The following is a 13,409-nucleotide window of genomic DNA, read 5'->3' as shown; positions in this document are numbered from 1 at the left end:
TTTAATTAAATGAACTCCGGCGTTATAGTCCAAAACCCTCCCATTGTTGAGACACCACGATCTAAGTTGTGGATGCCCGACCGCGTTATCTTCACCCCAGCAGCCCTAGATGAACCTTGGGGACAGCAACTTTACAAGCGGATGCAAAGTTTTAATTTGCCTATTGAGGAGTTGCCCCGCAACCGCTTAACAGGCTTACGCGGCGAGACTCCCCGCGAAACTTACAACATTGCTAAACGTACTTTAGCAGTGGTAACAGCCCCCCCTAGCGCCTTCAAGCTTAGTCCTATTCCTCCCTCGGCAGATTGGCAGTTTCACATCGCCGAAGGCTGTCCAGCCCACTGTCAGTATTGTTATTTAGCCGGGAGCTTGCAAGGTCCGCCAGTAATTCGCGTCTTTGCCAACTTGCCGCAAATACTCGCAAATTTAGCTAACTACGAGAAGCCGGGGGAAGCTAAAAGCTTTGAAGTTAGTTGTTATACTGACCCCTTGGGAATTGAGCATTTAACCGGGAGTTTGGCTGAAGCTATCCGCTATTTTGGGACGCGGGAAGATGGTTATTTGCGTTGGGTTTCCAAGTTTGATGCGGTGGATAATTTACTAGATTTGCCTCATAATGGTCATACACGCTGCCGGGTAAGTGTCAACGCTGCGCCCGTTTCTGGGCGGTTTGAGGGCGGTACAGCGAAGGTAACAGCACGGCTTGCGGCATTACGAAAATTGGCATTAGCGCACAGTCTTGGTGGCGGTGGATATCCGGTAGGAATAGTAATTGCTCCAATTATGCCTGGTGAAGATTGGGAGTTGCACTATAATCAGTTATTTGATCAAATTTCGGCGGCGCTTGATTTTGATTGCGATCTAACTTTTGAGTTAATTTCTCACCGTTTTACCCCAGGCTCAAAAGAAGTGTTGTTGAGTTGGTATCCCAACACCAAGCTAGACTTAGACGAAGAAAAGCGCAGCGTCAAGCGTAACAAGTTTGGCGGCACAAAGTACGTTTATAACGCTGATATTATGAAGGTAATGCGCCGCTTTTTTGAAGGGGAGATTCAAAAGAGATTTCCTCAAGCCCGCATTTTATACTGGACTTAATCAGGCGCGTTTTTAATAAAGACTTCGTAAGCTGCTTTTTGTTTGGGAGTTGCAGAGTTTAGACATTCTTGATGGATGCGGTTTAAACTCTGCAAATACTCCTGATTTTGGCTCAAAACTTCGTTGCTGGCGGTGGAATTAATCAACGACAATTGAGCGCGTAGGGGTAGTTGACGGAAGGCTTCTAAGCGTTTTTCTAAAGATGACATAAATTATTTTTCGCTCATTGCTGCTAATCGCGCTAAAGCTTCTTCCATTGCTGCGGGTAATTGACGCATAATTTTACCTTTTTCCCGATCTATAGCCACTAGCACAACTTGCGCTGACACATACAAGTCTTGAAAATCAGGGGATTGAATTTGATAGTCCCAATTAATCCTTACACCGCTAATATCTATCATGCGAGTTTTGACGATCGCTGCCATTCCCAACTGAATCGGGCGATGATAGCGAATAGAAAGCTCGACAACGGGCAATTCACATCCCATCGCCACTAAATTCGCATAGTCTACACCAATTGAGCGCAAGCATTCTACTCGCGCTTCTTCCAGCCAAGCTACATACGCGCCATGCCAAACAACTCCGGCATAATCTGTATGATGGGGTTGCGCTCTAATTGCATACTCAAACCAGTTTTCAAACGTTAATGATGGTAATTTTTGAATTTCCCCAGTAGGTGGTAGTTGGGGGGGCTGATTTTGTGACACTGTTGAAGAAAACTCCTAATTTGTCTCTCTTGAAAAGCTTAGGGGAGGGAAACCGCTCTCTTGGGAAACTCTGTGGAAGGATACCCTCCCCACAGATTTCCCGCTCCCCTCAACTTTTCGCTCTTTTAATATTACGGGATTACTTAGCATGAATTTTCGCATCGGTTGCGCTGTTTGGTCTTACAAAGGTTGGGTGGGAGACCTTTATCCGCCCAAAAGTCCTAGTAGTAAGTTTTTAAGGCTTTATAGCGAAGTCTTTTCAACTGTTGAAGGTAACACAACTTTCTACGCTATCCCTAATCAAGACACTTTAAAGCGTTGGATAGTAGCAACTCCGCCAAGTTTTAAGTTTTGCTTAAAGTTACCAAAACAATTAACTCATCAAGGTTTATTGCAGCCTTCTATTGCTGGTGCGTTAAGCTTTTTAGCACAAATGCAGACATTAGGCGATCGCCTGGGAGTAATTTTTGCTCAACTTCCCCCTAGTTATAGCCCGCAATTACTAACAGATTTAACAACTTTTCTCGAAACTTGGGCGGATACTAAAGCACTTTTAGCTTTAGAAGTTCGTCATCCCGATTGGTTTACAGAGCCTCATAGTAGCAAGCTAACAGCTATTTTAGAAAAGCTAGGAATCGGTAGAGTTTTACTCGATTCTCGTCCTATTTATAATGCGCCAGACGATGCACAATTACATAGCGATCGCCGTAAACCTAATTTACCTGTAAACTTTAGCGTCACTGCACCTTTTAGTTTAATTCGCTTTATTAGTCACCCTGAGCAACAATTTAATCAAAGTTACTTAGAAGAATGGGTTAGTTTTTGCGATCGCGCTTTACGTCAAGGTACGCAGATTTACTTTTTTGTTCATTGTCCGATGGAAGTGCGATCGCCGCACAATGCTCGTTACTTCCACCAATTATTACAACAGCATAACGTAACTGTACCGCCCTTGCCTTGGCATAAAACTAACAAACCTACACAATTAAAGTTATTTTAAATTTTTACTTAGAAATTTTCTTACTCATAGTTTATAGTAAAAGTGTTTTAATAAGCTTTGTTTTAATTATGGTTAATTCAAATAATATTGTTTCTCCAAGCTCCAATAACAAAGAACCTTGGCTTGCTGTAAATTTATCAGCATTTTTAGCTGGAATCGGACAAATATATACAGGCAATATAGTTAAAGGCTGGCTTTTTATTATTAGTCAATTATTATTATATGTTTTTGGATTTGGACTAATATTTAGTTCTAAAGGCGATACAGTAATTGGTATTTTATTAATTGTCTTTGGGTTTGCTTTTGGTATTTTCAACTTGTTTGATGCCTATAGAAGTGCTGTAAATAGAAACAATACTGATTTTGAAATACTAAGAAAAGATAATAAAGATCCTTGGAAAGCTGTCTTTTTTTCTAGAATAATACCAGGTACGGGTCATATATATTTAGAAAAAACATTTTTAGGGATATTTATAATAACTGTTTGGATAAGTTCTTTCTTTTGGCAGCCAGGAAGTAAGACTATTATTTTAGCTATTTTTATAACAGTAATAAATTTGGTTGTTTTTGTAGCGATCGTTTATCATGTCTATATCTCATCTCCTATCAAGCGAGAATTGTCTAAAAAAGCAATATTTATAATTTCTACTTTGTCAATTATCATTCCGTTATTTATTATTAGTCCTATTTTTATTGCAGTTAGAGCTTATGTTGCTGAGTCCCGTTATATTGCTTCTAATGCAATGCTACCCACATTAAAACTTAACGATCGCTTAATTATCAATAAATGGGATTATCACTTTCAATCGCCACAAAGAAAAGATATTGTAGTATTTTCAGTGACAGATACAATCAAAGCCCAAAATCCGGTGATTAAGTCCAATGAGGCTTTTATCCAGCGCTTAGTTGGATTACCTGGTGAGACAGTAGAAGTTAAAGAGGGAAAGGTTTTTATTAATAATCAACCTTTACAAGAAGACTATATTTCCGAACCTGCGGAATATCAATTTAATTCTACAACTGTACCGCCTAATTCTTACTTTGTATTGGGAGACAGTCGTAATAATAGCTTTGATAGTCATATATGGGGATTTCTACCCAAAGCTAATATTATTGGTAAAGCAGTAAAAATATTTTTTCCTTTTGAGCGCAGGAGAATATTATAGTTACTTAATTTATAACGCTCCTAAATCAATTGTTAACGTTGTAGGGGCGCAATGCGTTGCGCCCCTACGGTTATATATTTATGAATCAAATAGGATTGCTATATAATACAAAGAGTGCAAATTAAATTTTGATTTGTATTGGGAATTATATAATTAGCAAAAACTATTAAAGTAATAAACATGGAAAATCTCACCCACCAAAAATGTACGGCTTGTCACAAAGATGCACCCCGCGTCACTGATACAGATATCGCCGAACTTAAACCACAAATTCCCGATTGGCAAATAATTGAAGTTGAAGGACAATCGCGGTTAGAACGTACTTATAAGTTTCCTGATTTTGTGAGCGCGATCGCCTTTACAAACAAAGTAGCAGAAGCCGCCGAAATTGAAGGACACCACCCCGCTTTACTCACTGAATGGGGAAAAGTAACCATAACTTGGTGGACTCATGCCATTTGTGGACTGCATCGCAACGATTTTATTATGGCGGCAAAAACAGACCAAATAGCGAGTTAGGACATATTGGCGATCGCGCGATCGATAAGATCGGACATTTTTTCCCGATCTTCTGAAGAAATCCCTTGCATAGCTTGTTCTCGTAACTCTACAGCAATCGGAGGTAAAACGCTTTCTAGCTCTTTTCCCGCATCAGTGAGCCAAATTCGCCAGATGCGGCGATCGCGCGGATCTCTTTCGCGGCGAATTAATTGGCGTTCTTCCATACGATCGAGTACCCCGGTTAAAGTACCTCCTACTTGTTGCAGCTTGTCCCCAATACTTGAAGTTGGCAACCCATCTTCTGTCCACAAACAGCACAATACTAGCCAATGAAAAGGAGTCAAGCCAAAAGGTTCTAATCGGTCGGAAAAAGCACGGCTCAAAAGCTGTGACAGTAGTTTAATTCTATAACCCATGTTGAAGGGTGCTAAAACTTGCTGCCACTGACATATCGTTTGCTCAACAGGCGTAGAAGGCATTTCCAAAGTTATTTAGGTACTTATGATTTTAAAGGAATTTTTTTGTCAATCTTACTCTTTCCAACGTAGTAAATTTACATTTCGTAATTTTTTCTAAACTAGAAAGAGTAAAGCTAATCGTTACCTCATAATAATGCCCCTGCGACCGGATCAACGTACAAAATTAGACAATACCGATGATCGCCAGTTTTATTCTTACCCGCGACTGGTGACTCATGTAGACGAAGGTTTTATTCATCAACTCACCGACTTGTATCGCCAAAGATTAAAACCCGATACGCAAATCTTGGATATGATGAGCAGTTGGGTGTCGCATTTACCCGACGAAATAAAGTTTGCGCGCGTCGAAGGACACGGACTCAATGGCGAGGAATTAGCCAAAAATCCCCGCTTAGATAGCTATGTAGTCCAAGATTTAAACGCCGATCCTAAGCTACCGTTTACCGATAATCAGTTTGATGCGGTGCTTAACTGTGTTTCCGTGCAGTATTTGCAGTACCCCGAAGCCATATTTACGGAAATCTACCGGATTCTCAAGCCAGGGGGAGTAGCAATATTTAGCTTTTCTAACCGAATGTTTTACGACAAAGCAATTCAAGCTTGGCGAGAAGGCTCGGAAAGTAGCCGCGTAAATTTAGTAAAAAGTTACTTCCAGTCTGTACCAGGATTTAGCTCACCAGAAGTAGTTAGCCGTCAAGCCACCGCGCCTAATTTCCTCCAGTGGTTAGGTGCAGGCGGTGGCGATCCTTTCTATGCTGTAATTGCATACCGCAGTTAATTTAAACAATCGTAGTAAAAAACAACTATTGTCGAAATAACGGTAATAATCGCCCAATAAGCCTTTAGGAGGCAAATAATGATAGTTCGTAATGCTCGTAGAGTTGTAGCGGCTTTGCTAGTTTCGGTAATGCTGCTAGTAACCGCTTGTGCAACCGAAGCGCCTACACGTTTTGACCAAGCACAACAGGAAAGCACTCAGAAAAAAACTGGTTTAGCCGTTGCGAAAGATGCAACTCAAGGAAGCAGTTTTAACAGATTTTTCCCCGGTACTCAAGCAGGTTTTGAGCGAGTTTATACCCAAGAGAAAAAAGGCTTTGCTGAAGCTAAGTTAAAAAAAGGCGGTAAAGACGTAGCAGTATTGTCTATTTCCGATACCCAAGGGACTACTGGTGGCGCAAATCCTAGCGCCAAGTTTCAAAACAGCAGCCTGCAAATTGGTGGTTATCCCGCCGTTACTCAAGGGAAAAATAGTACGGCGCTGTTAGTTGGCGATCGCTACCAAGTAAAAATCTCCTCCCGCGATGCAACATTTACAGAGAGCGATCGCGAAGCTTGGCTAACAAAATTCAACCTCCGAGGACTTGAAAAGCTATAGGCGACAAGAGAAAACTTGTCTTTTAACCCCAGATATTTAGCAAAAAATTGGAGACTAATGTGAGCAAATCAATTTTTGAGTTGGTTAATGAATTACCAACAAACAACTTAACTGTTTCCATGCTGCGAAGTCTTGACTTTGTTGCACCGGGAGAGTGGAATAATTTAGTTGGCTTTGAAAATACAATTCGCACGGTAACGGGTGAAACGGACGAGAGTTTGATTCAACAAATTGGCGAAAGAGCTATATTTTTGTACAACGACAGATCCCAAGGCTATCAAAGAGCCATGTGGCTTTATCAAACTGTAGATAGCACCGATAAAGCTTTGGGTGCAGCAGCTTTAGCTAACAAAGTCGGCGAAGCAGTCCCCCTTTTAGGTTTTTTAAACAAACTTACTCCCAAAGCTGACAAAGCTCAAACTATCGATTTGACACTCAAATTAGTGGCAGAATTAGTTGCTTTTTGTCAAATTAATGGCATTCCTGGAGATAGTATTGGCGATTTTGTTGGCTCTTTAGCCGATTATAGTGGCGAGTCGCTGATCCGAATGGTGGCTTTAGTTTGCGTCGATGGTTTAATTCCATTAGGCCCGGATTTTATTAGCAAAGTTCAATCAAATCTAAGTCAAACAACCCCACAGGATTTGGAAAAAAGTTCAACTTTTCAAGGTATCAATAGCGAGATTCCTGGAGGCAATCCCGCCGGAAAACTTAGCTTTATCAATCAAAGTTTTGATTCGGTAAAAGGTTGGATGAGTAGCTTAGTTACTTCTCACAATTTGACACCGCAAAACGTTGTCGGTAACTTACAAAAATTTGTAACCGTTGCTGACGATAAGTTGGATTATTTAGCAGCATTTATTGATGTTAGTACCAACTATTACGAACATACTGGTACTCAAACTTTAGCGCGACGCTTAATTGAAAGAGCCGTAGCTGAAATCTAAATAGCTCAAAATGCTTAGTTTAAAATCCCCCTTGTCAAAAATATTCTCTCCCCTTTTTCAAGGGGAGTTGGGGGGGATCTCTAGAAAAATTTTTATAACCTAAAACCTAATTATCTTTACTATCAAACTCAGCTAAAATTCTTTCCGACTCAGTGCAAAGCTCTACCTGACAATTGCCATTACTTGCAAGTAAACCACCCCATTGATTTACATCACCTTGATTGTATTTTAAAGGCGTGCCATCAAAATGAGTAAATTGTCCGCCAGCTTCCGTTAATATTAGTTCAGGTGCTGCCATATCCCAGTCTTTGGGCGCAGATTTGCCGGAAAGAGAAATATATATATCGGCTTTTTGCTCAATAATATTCGCAATTTTACAACCTACACTCCCTACATACTTCCGCTCTTTACAAGGCAGAGTTTGCAGCAGATAATTTAATCTTTCATCTCGATGCGTGCGACTAACAACTAAAGTTAAATCTTCAATTAAGTTGCGTTCAGAAACTTTTATCGGTGTGATTTGTTTGTCAATAGTTTCTACAAAAGCTCCCTCCCCAAGAGTTGCATAATACAACTTTTCGGCTTCAGGATAAGCTACTACAGCAAGTATTGGACGATGATCTTTAACTAAAGCAATATGAATTGCATATTCTCCAGTTTTATCAATAAAATCCCGCGTACCATCCAAAGGATCGATAATCCATACAAAAGATTCCTCTAACTGCTTTGAATGCAACTTATAAGTTTCTTCACTAATATACCCAAAGTCTTCTTCACCCAAGTTAGTTTTTAGCCTGTCTAAAATGTAATGATTGACAGCAATATCCGCCGCCGTAACTGGCCCATCTTTTTTATTTTGAATGTCTAAATTGCCATCGTTAATCTCGCCGTGATAATAAGAGCGTAAAAGGTAAGATGCACCCCAACCGATAGAGCGTGCAAGTTCTAAAATCTCTGATAGTTCTTTCATTATTTATCCTTTAGTATCCATCCAACGCCGAGTACCGAAAGCTTGACAAGAATCCGCCGCAATTTGAGCCGCTTCTACTAAACTATCAGCAAAACTTTTAAATAATATAAAATGACAAAAAGCTCCGTGAAATATGTCTCCAGCACCTAAAGTATCAATGATTTTAACGTTAGGAACGTTTATAGTATGAATTTGACGGTTACTCAAGTATTCTATCGGTTGTTCGCCATGAGTAATCGCAATATGGGAAATACCAAAGGAAGACAAATAAGCAAACACCTGTTCGCTATTATTACAGTTGGGAGGATGAAAATTAGCCGAGCAAATCGCGTAATCAACATTAGGTAAAATACGCTCAAATCCTTGCTTCCAACTACCGCCATCAATTACTACAGGAATATTTTTTATTTTAGCTTCCCGCGCGATCGCATTTCCTACAGCCATTTGATGCCCATCAATCAGGACAATATCACTTCTACTCAAAAGCTCGGTGGCTACATCGCTGCTAGTTACTTGAGTTTTCATCGCGTTGATCGAAACTACCGCTCTTTCCCCTGTCCCTTGAGTGATAATAACAGAAGATACCGGGGGCAAAGAATTAGTAGTTGGGGCAAGATCGCTTAGTTCTACGTTGCAAGTTGCCAAATCTGCCTTAACAAGTTCGGTGATAGGATGATTCCCCACTACACTTAATAAATTTGCTTCGTTGCCTAAATAACTAAAAGTTGCCGCAGCATTGGTCGCCGGGCCACCAGCAGAGACAGTATAATCAGAAGCAACAATTTTTTGATTACTTTTAGGAGCGCAAGTCGCTAGGTAAACAAAGTCCAATGTTACTAAGCCAACGAATAATCCTCTAATTGTGCGATCGCCCTTCATCTTAAAACCATGCCTACCGAACCCCAACCAGGAACACTTTACATAGTTGGTACACCCATAGGCAACCTAGAGGATATCACCTATCGCGCCGTGCGAGTTTTGCAAAGTGTAGACCTTATTGCTGCCGAAGATACGCGCCATACGGGTAAGTTATTACATCATTTTCAGGTCAAAGCACCACAAATTAGCTATCACGACCACAACCGCCATAGCCGCCACCCCGAAATCTTAGAGCATTTAACAGCAGGAAAAGCGATCGCTTTAGTAACAGACGCGGGAATGCCGGGAATCTCTGATCCTGGCTACGAATTGGTTATTGCTTGCATTGAAGCTAATATTCCTGTAGTCCCCATTCCTGGAGTTAGTGCAGTAACTACAGCAGTTAGCGCCAGTGGCTTACCAACAGATAGGTTTATATTTGAGGGATTTCTACCCGTCAAAGGACAAGAAAGGCAAAGTCGCTTAGATTCTTTGGTTTCAGAAGCACGAACAATAATTATTTACGAGTCTCCCCACCGCTTGTCACAAACAATAAAAGATTTGACAAAAGTATTAGGAATAGAAAGAAAAATTGTTTTAGCGCGGGAATTGACTAAATTGTACGAAGAATTTTGGCGAGGAACTTTAGAGCAAGCAGCAACTCAGCTAAAAAATAAAGAACCTCAAGGCGAATACACTCTAGTTGTAGCAGGTACACCTACGGCTTTACCTTACCTTTCGGCGGTGGAAATTGAATCGGAGTTAAAAGCAATCATGCTCCAGAAAGTATCCAGATCCCAAGCCAGCCGTCAACTAGCAAAAGTTACCGCCCATTCTCGCCAAGAACTCTACCAGATTGCATTAACTATTGTGATGAATGAAGCAGCAACAGAAACTTAGCCTACGCTTTAGACTTGAATATTATTTTCGCTATGTTAAAGTACGTACAAAAAAATTAGGAATCTAGAAGATATTTTGCAACTATTTAATAACAATTGTATATTTTAGGTGAATTTTACTTGAGAAAAAACAATATTTGTATTTTGATAAATAAAGAAACTTTTGGGAAATAACTGATCGGTTGTGCGTTAAATTGTTGTGGGATAGGTGATTAAGGCTTGCCAAGTCAAAGGAGCAGTTGTCAACTCTGCACGTTGAGCCGCAGTTGTTTTAAGGTAACGGTGCTGCCAAATCCAATTGAAATAACTCACCACCAATCGGGTTGTAACTTTCGTTTGCTCCCACACCTTACCAAACTTATTTTGTCGTCGATGGCATCGTCCTGTCTGTTGCCTGACAATGCCATTGGTTCGTTCCAATCGTTGGGTCTTATCCTTGCCAATATGGTGCAAGATTTCCGGGGGTAGAACTCGTTCATCGCCACCCCAATCATCACTATTCCACCGTTTACAGTCCGTTTTCCCTTCCGTTGTGACCACCAGTTGCTCAATTAATTTGTCTGTGTGCTTGCCCACTCGTGCCGCCAAAATTAGCCCACTTCCTAGCGCCAAGCTTAACCCTATCCAACAGTCTCCAGCAACTAATTCCTCCGGCAGGCATTGCTGCTGTTGTTTGTACAAATGACCATATCTCATCACTGCTCACCTCCTCGGTTTGAACCGGAGCTACTTGGTGATTAGGAACTATTTGAGCTTTGACACTGGCGGCACGAACAATACTTACAACTGTGTTGTATGCTAGCCCGCTAAGGCGGCTAATCCCTCGTAAGCTACTCCCTGCGCTGTGGGATTGGAGGACTTGCCTAATTTGCTCTGGACTGACATGACGGCAGTAGTAGAGGGTGTCAAAACTCCCTTTAAAAAGTTTGTAAGCACTCAGGACAGAAGTAGCGTTGATGTCCGTTGGGCATCGAGCCATATTTATGAGTTTTATAATGACCACAGAGCTTACATTCCATAGGTTAAGTAGATGAATCATTGATTCCTTCTCTTCCCAGACCCATATCATTTTGATGCACTACCGAGTTTTCTCTAGCTCTCTTAACAAAACTTTACAACGTGTCCCGTTTTGCACATATCTCGGCGGCTTCCAAAAGATTGACTCTAGTTCTATAACTAAATCATCGTAGATCCCCTAGAACTAATGCGATCGCCCTCCGGTTTTTGGGAAAGCTGTAACTGTAGGAAAAATCTTGCCTCCAAAATTTTATTCAAGCATCATGACTTAATTCCTTTTTCAGCGAAAAACCTTTTTGTTTCTTCAACACTAATAAACCCATGCCTTTCGGACTGCTCGATAAAATCATCTACGATCTCATTTCCAGGCGAGACAAGGAAGTATTCAAAAGTACCTTTTTCCATCTCGTCCAATATGGCAAACGCCTCGTGAAGAACAGCAAATAGCAAGTCCCGTTGATTTTCATCATCCTTGCTCATGCGCTGATAACGCAATGAGGTATTTGCAAGACGACCAAAGAACTCAAGTTTTGACGTACTATCATACAAGTCTGAAAAAATGTCCCGAATTTGGCAGAAAAGCCAACTCAGTTCCTTTGCGTCCTCAGTAACAACGTATCTTAGCTCAGAATAAAAACTACTGCTTGCTCTGTTGACTTGAAGAGAAGTTATCACAACATTAGCGCCTCCCCACTCTTTATCAGTCGGGATTGGCGTTAGTAATAGTCTTTGAGACAGATAGTTAAGTGCTTCTCTTTTTTCTAAAAAATTACTATCCATTTTCAACCCAAGCTGTTGTTTCGTAGAGTTTACACGATTGTCAAAATTTCCATCGTATGGGTTCTCTTGACTGCCCTGCAAAGAAACAACCGCAGCATTGGAAGTTGCATCAATACCTTCTCTCTTGACTAAGTTTTTGACATTTCTTAGTTCTGGGGTAAGAGTTTGATTTTAGCAAGCGTTTCAGGCTTATTTTTATTTTTTGTGACTATGATTGTCGATACATTAAAAATGGTAAAAAGACAAACTCTAATCTATTCATAATCTGTCTGTAACCTATTTATTGTTGACAATCTGATATTCTGGCGTTGCTGGCTGAAATGACGATGCTTAGAACAGTTGAGGATATCTTGATGACAAATGACTCTTTAGGATTTAAACGTTTCGCCACTACTCAATTACTGTATAAAGTGTGTTTAATAGCTCTAACTGTGCCTTTTCTAGCAAGTCCAGGGATTGCTAAAGAGAATGAGTATGGTAATGAAAACGCGACCTACGCTATCGGGCTTTGGGGCGACTTACCTTACTCTGACTTGCAGGCGACAATTGGGGTTCCAAACCTCATCGCTGACATGAACTCGCAAAACCTAACTTTCACTGCTCACAACGGCGACCTCAAGGCTGGCAATTCTACACTCAACTCAGTTACGCCGACTACCTGTAGTAACGACCTTTATGCCCAAGCCGTCGGCTATTTTAACGCCCTCAAAGCTCCAGCCGTCTTTACACCCGGCGACAATGATTGGACTGATTGCGATCGCCCCTCAAACGGTGGATTTAACTCGCGAGAGCGTCTCGACTACGAGCGTCAGATATTTTTTAGCACCAAGTTTTCTTTAGGTCAACGTCCGTTAGCCCAAGTAGTGCAAAAAGAGCCGCTATGCCTCGGTGCAAACGCCTCAGTACCCTGCTCCGAAAACCGTCGCTGGGCAGTTCGCGGAGTTACTTATGCCACCATGAATATCCAGGGTTCGTGTAACAATTTGTGCGACACTGCGCCAGACCAGCAGGAGTACGCGGCACGAAACACAGCTAACATTGCCTGGATGAAGCAGACTTTCGCAGAGGCAAAGGCAAGAAATTCAGTAGCGGTCATGTTTATATCCCAAGGTAATCCAGGGTGGGATCTATCTGATGGAACTAGAGCGCCTTTACGCGATCCCAAGACGCTTGCCCAAACCGACGGACAGCCTGATGGCTACCAAGACTTTTTGTTAGCTCTGCGCGATGAGACGATTGCTTTCTGTAAACCTGTTAGCTATGTGCATGGCGACTCGCACTATCATCGGATTGATAAGCCATTTCAAGATGCTCAAGGCAATCGGATTGAGAACTTTACTCGTGTCGAAACCTTCGGCAATAGTGCGGCAAATGGTAACAACGAAGTCCAATGGGTCAAGGTGATTGTAAATCCTCGTAGCCGAGAGGTATTTTCCTATCAAGGGCAGATTGTACCCGGCAATCGAGTGGCGGTTCCAGTTCCTTAACCTCCCTTGACCGAAAGTGCGATCGCTGGTGATAAGTCTCTCTGTTTCTTGCAATGTAGAAGGCAAATTTTCCTAGCTTTTTTACATACTCGACCTGGCAAGAGAATCTTGAATAGAGCGCAAGATCG

The 13,409-nt window shown here is 41.4% G+C and carries 15 protein-coding genes and 1 pseudogene; 9 read left to right on the top strand and 7 right to left on the bottom strand.

Annotation, left to right across the window (positions count from 1 at the left end):
- Positions 1 to 9 precede the first annotated feature (9 nt).
- Positions 10 to 1,095 carry a spore photoproduct lyase family protein gene (locus SYN7509_RS0204150; protein ID WP_009632748.1) on the top strand — a complete coding sequence of 362 codons (1,086 nt, stop codon included), beginning with the start codon at positions 10 to 12 and terminating at the stop codon, positions 1,093 to 1,095.
- On the opposite strand, the gene SYN7509_RS0204145 is transcribed toward SYN7509_RS0204150, so the two are convergent.
- Both SYN7509_RS0204145 and SYN7509_RS0204140 read right to left on the bottom strand, forming a co-directional pair.
- Positions 1,092 to 1,304 (bottom strand): hypothetical protein, encoded by a 213-nt coding sequence (locus SYN7509_RS0204145; protein WP_009632749.1) that lies wholly within the window; start codon positions 1,302 to 1,304, stop codon positions 1,092 to 1,094. The genes SYN7509_RS0204150 and SYN7509_RS0204145 overlap by 4 nt on opposite strands.
- Positions 1,305 to 1,307: 3 nt before the next feature.
- Positions 1,308 to 1,802 carry an acyl-CoA thioesterase gene (locus SYN7509_RS0204140; RefSeq protein ID WP_009632750.1) on the bottom strand — a complete coding sequence of 165 codons (495 nt, stop codon included), beginning with the start codon at positions 1,800 to 1,802 and terminating at the stop codon, positions 1,308 to 1,310.
- Positions 1,803 to 1,950: 148 nt separating this feature from the next.
- Between SYN7509_RS0204140 and SYN7509_RS0204135 the strand changes: the two genes are divergently transcribed.
- The 3 genes from SYN7509_RS0204135 (at position 1,951) to SYN7509_RS0204125 (ending at position 4,487) form a co-directional block, all read left to right on the top strand.
- On the top strand, positions 1,951 to 2,802 hold the full coding sequence (locus SYN7509_RS0204135; protein WP_009632751.1) for a DUF72 domain-containing protein: 852 nt from the start codon (positions 1,951 to 1,953) through the stop codon (positions 2,800 to 2,802).
- A gap of 68 nt (positions 2,803 to 2,870) precedes the next feature.
- On the top strand, positions 2,871 to 3,968 hold the full coding sequence (gene lepB, locus SYN7509_RS0204130) for a signal peptidase I (RefSeq protein ID WP_009632752.1): 1,098 nt from the start codon (positions 2,871 to 2,873) through the stop codon (positions 3,966 to 3,968).
- Positions 3,969 to 4,148: 180 nt separating this feature from the next.
- Positions 4,149 to 4,487 (top strand): 4a-hydroxytetrahydrobiopterin dehydratase, encoded by a 339-nt coding sequence (locus SYN7509_RS0204125; RefSeq protein ID WP_009632753.1) that lies wholly within the window; start codon positions 4,149 to 4,151, stop codon positions 4,485 to 4,487.
- Here SYN7509_RS0204125 and SYN7509_RS0204120 read toward each other — a convergent pair.
- The gene (locus SYN7509_RS0204120; RefSeq protein WP_009632754.1) at positions 4,484 to 4,948 is read right to left on the bottom strand and encodes a MarR family winged helix-turn-helix transcriptional regulator; all 465 of its coding nucleotides are present in this window, start codon (positions 4,946 to 4,948) and stop codon (positions 4,484 to 4,486) included. The two genes, SYN7509_RS0204125 and SYN7509_RS0204120, sit on opposite strands and share 4 nt — an antisense overlap.
- Before the next feature lie 133 nt (positions 4,949 to 5,081).
- Between SYN7509_RS0204120 and SYN7509_RS0204115 the strand changes: the two genes are divergently transcribed.
- The 3 genes from SYN7509_RS0204115 (at position 5,082) to SYN7509_RS0204105 (ending at position 7,270) form a co-directional block, all read left to right on the top strand.
- Entirely contained in the window at positions 5,082 to 5,726 is a 645-nt protein-coding gene (locus tag SYN7509_RS0204115; protein ID WP_009632755.1) for a class I SAM-dependent methyltransferase, read from the top strand.
- Between the two features lie 78 nt (positions 5,727 to 5,804).
- On the top strand, positions 5,805 to 6,323 hold the full coding sequence (locus SYN7509_RS0204110) for a hypothetical protein (RefSeq protein ID WP_009632756.1): 519 nt from the start codon (positions 5,805 to 5,807) through the stop codon (positions 6,321 to 6,323).
- A 59-nt stretch (positions 6,324 to 6,382) separates the two neighbouring features.
- Positions 6,383 to 7,270: a hypothetical protein gene (locus SYN7509_RS0204105; RefSeq protein ID WP_009632757.1), complete on the top strand. Its 888-nt coding sequence runs from the start codon at positions 6,383 to 6,385 to the stop codon at positions 7,268 to 7,270.
- A gap of 106 nt (positions 7,271 to 7,376) precedes the next feature.
- On the opposite strand, the gene SYN7509_RS0204100 is transcribed toward SYN7509_RS0204105, so the two are convergent.
- Together SYN7509_RS0204100 and SYN7509_RS0204095 are read right to left on the bottom strand one after the other, a co-directional pair.
- Entirely contained in the window at positions 7,377 to 8,240 is an 864-nt protein-coding gene (locus tag SYN7509_RS0204100) for a 3'(2'),5'-bisphosphate nucleotidase CysQ family protein (RefSeq protein ID WP_009632758.1), read from the bottom strand.
- Between the two features lie 3 nt (positions 8,241 to 8,243).
- Positions 8,244 to 9,119: a sugar kinase gene (locus tag SYN7509_RS0204095; RefSeq protein ID WP_009632759.1), complete on the bottom strand. Its 876-nt coding sequence runs from the start codon at positions 9,117 to 9,119 to the stop codon at positions 8,244 to 8,246.
- 9 nt (positions 9,120 to 9,128) lie between these two features.
- On the opposite strand from SYN7509_RS0204095, the gene rsmI reads away from it, so the two are divergent.
- Complete coding sequence (gene rsmI, locus SYN7509_RS0204090; protein ID WP_009632760.1) at positions 9,129 to 9,998, top strand: 16S rRNA (cytidine(1402)-2'-O)-methyltransferase; 870 nt, start codon at positions 9,129 to 9,131, stop codon at positions 9,996 to 9,998.
- 188 nt (positions 9,999 to 10,186) lie between these two features.
- Here the strand turns inward: rsmI and SYN7509_RS29060 are convergent.
- Positions 10,187 to 11,016 (bottom strand): annotated as a pseudogene (locus SYN7509_RS29060) (IS1 family transposase).
- Positions 11,017 to 11,275: 259 nt separating this feature from the next.
- Positions 11,276 to 11,875, bottom strand: a complete 600-nt coding sequence (locus tag SYN7509_RS0204075) for a hypothetical protein (RefSeq protein WP_028954087.1) — start codon at positions 11,873 to 11,875, stop codon at positions 11,276 to 11,278.
- A 272-nt stretch (positions 11,876 to 12,147) separates the two neighbouring features.
- On the opposite strand from SYN7509_RS0204075, the gene SYN7509_RS0204070 reads away from it, so the two are divergent.
- A complete protein-coding gene (locus tag SYN7509_RS0204070; RefSeq protein WP_009632088.1) occupies positions 12,148 to 13,281 on the top strand; it encodes a hypothetical protein in 1,134 nt (377 codons plus the stop codon).
- Positions 13,282 to 13,409 lie beyond the last annotated feature (128 nt).

The organism is Synechocystis sp. PCC 7509 (assembly GCF_000332075.2).
Taxonomy (GTDB): Bacteria; Cyanobacteriota; Cyanobacteriia; order Cyanobacteriales; family Chroococcidiopsidaceae; genus Aliterella.
This window is presented reverse-complemented; position numbering and strand designations above follow the sequence as displayed.

Excerpts from the sequence above, each read along its gene's own strand:
- SYN7509_RS0204135 (WP_009632751.1), top strand. The coding sequence starts at position 1,951 with ATGAATTTTCGCATCGGTTGCGCTGTTTGGTCTTACAAAGGTTGGGTG.
- SYN7509_RS0204120 (WP_009632754.1), bottom strand. The coding sequence starts at position 4,948 with ATGCCTTCTACGCCTGTTGAGCAAACGATATGTCAGTGGCAGCAAGTT.
- SYN7509_RS0204070 (WP_009632088.1), top strand. The coding sequence starts at position 12,148 with ATGACAAATGACTCTTTAGGATTTAAACGTTTCGCCACTACTCAATTA.
- SYN7509_RS0204100 (WP_009632758.1), bottom strand. The coding sequence starts at position 8,240 with ATGAAAGAACTATCAGAGATTTTAGAACTTGCACGCTCTATCGGTTGG.
- SYN7509_RS0204125 (WP_009632753.1), top strand. The coding sequence starts at position 4,149 with ATGGAAAATCTCACCCACCAAAAATGTACGGCTTGTCACAAAGATGCA.
- rsmI (WP_009632760.1), top strand. The coding sequence starts at position 9,129 with ATGCCTACCGAACCCCAACCAGGAACACTTTACATAGTTGGTACACCC.
- SYN7509_RS0204115 (WP_009632755.1), top strand. The coding sequence starts at position 5,082 with ATGCCCCTGCGACCGGATCAACGTACAAAATTAGACAATACCGATGAT.
- lepB (WP_009632752.1), top strand. The coding sequence starts at position 2,871 with ATGGTTAATTCAAATAATATTGTTTCTCCAAGCTCCAATAACAAAGAA.
- SYN7509_RS0204095 (WP_009632759.1), bottom strand. The coding sequence starts at position 9,119 with ATGAAGGGCGATCGCACAATTAGAGGATTATTCGTTGGCTTAGTAACA.
- SYN7509_RS0204110 (WP_009632756.1), top strand. The coding sequence starts at position 5,805 with ATGATAGTTCGTAATGCTCGTAGAGTTGTAGCGGCTTTGCTAGTTTCG.
- SYN7509_RS0204145 (WP_009632749.1), bottom strand. The coding sequence starts at position 1,304 with ATGTCATCTTTAGAAAAACGCTTAGAAGCCTTCCGTCAACTACCCCTA.
- SYN7509_RS0204150 (WP_009632748.1), top strand. The coding sequence starts at position 10 with ATGAACTCCGGCGTTATAGTCCAAAACCCTCCCATTGTTGAGACACCA.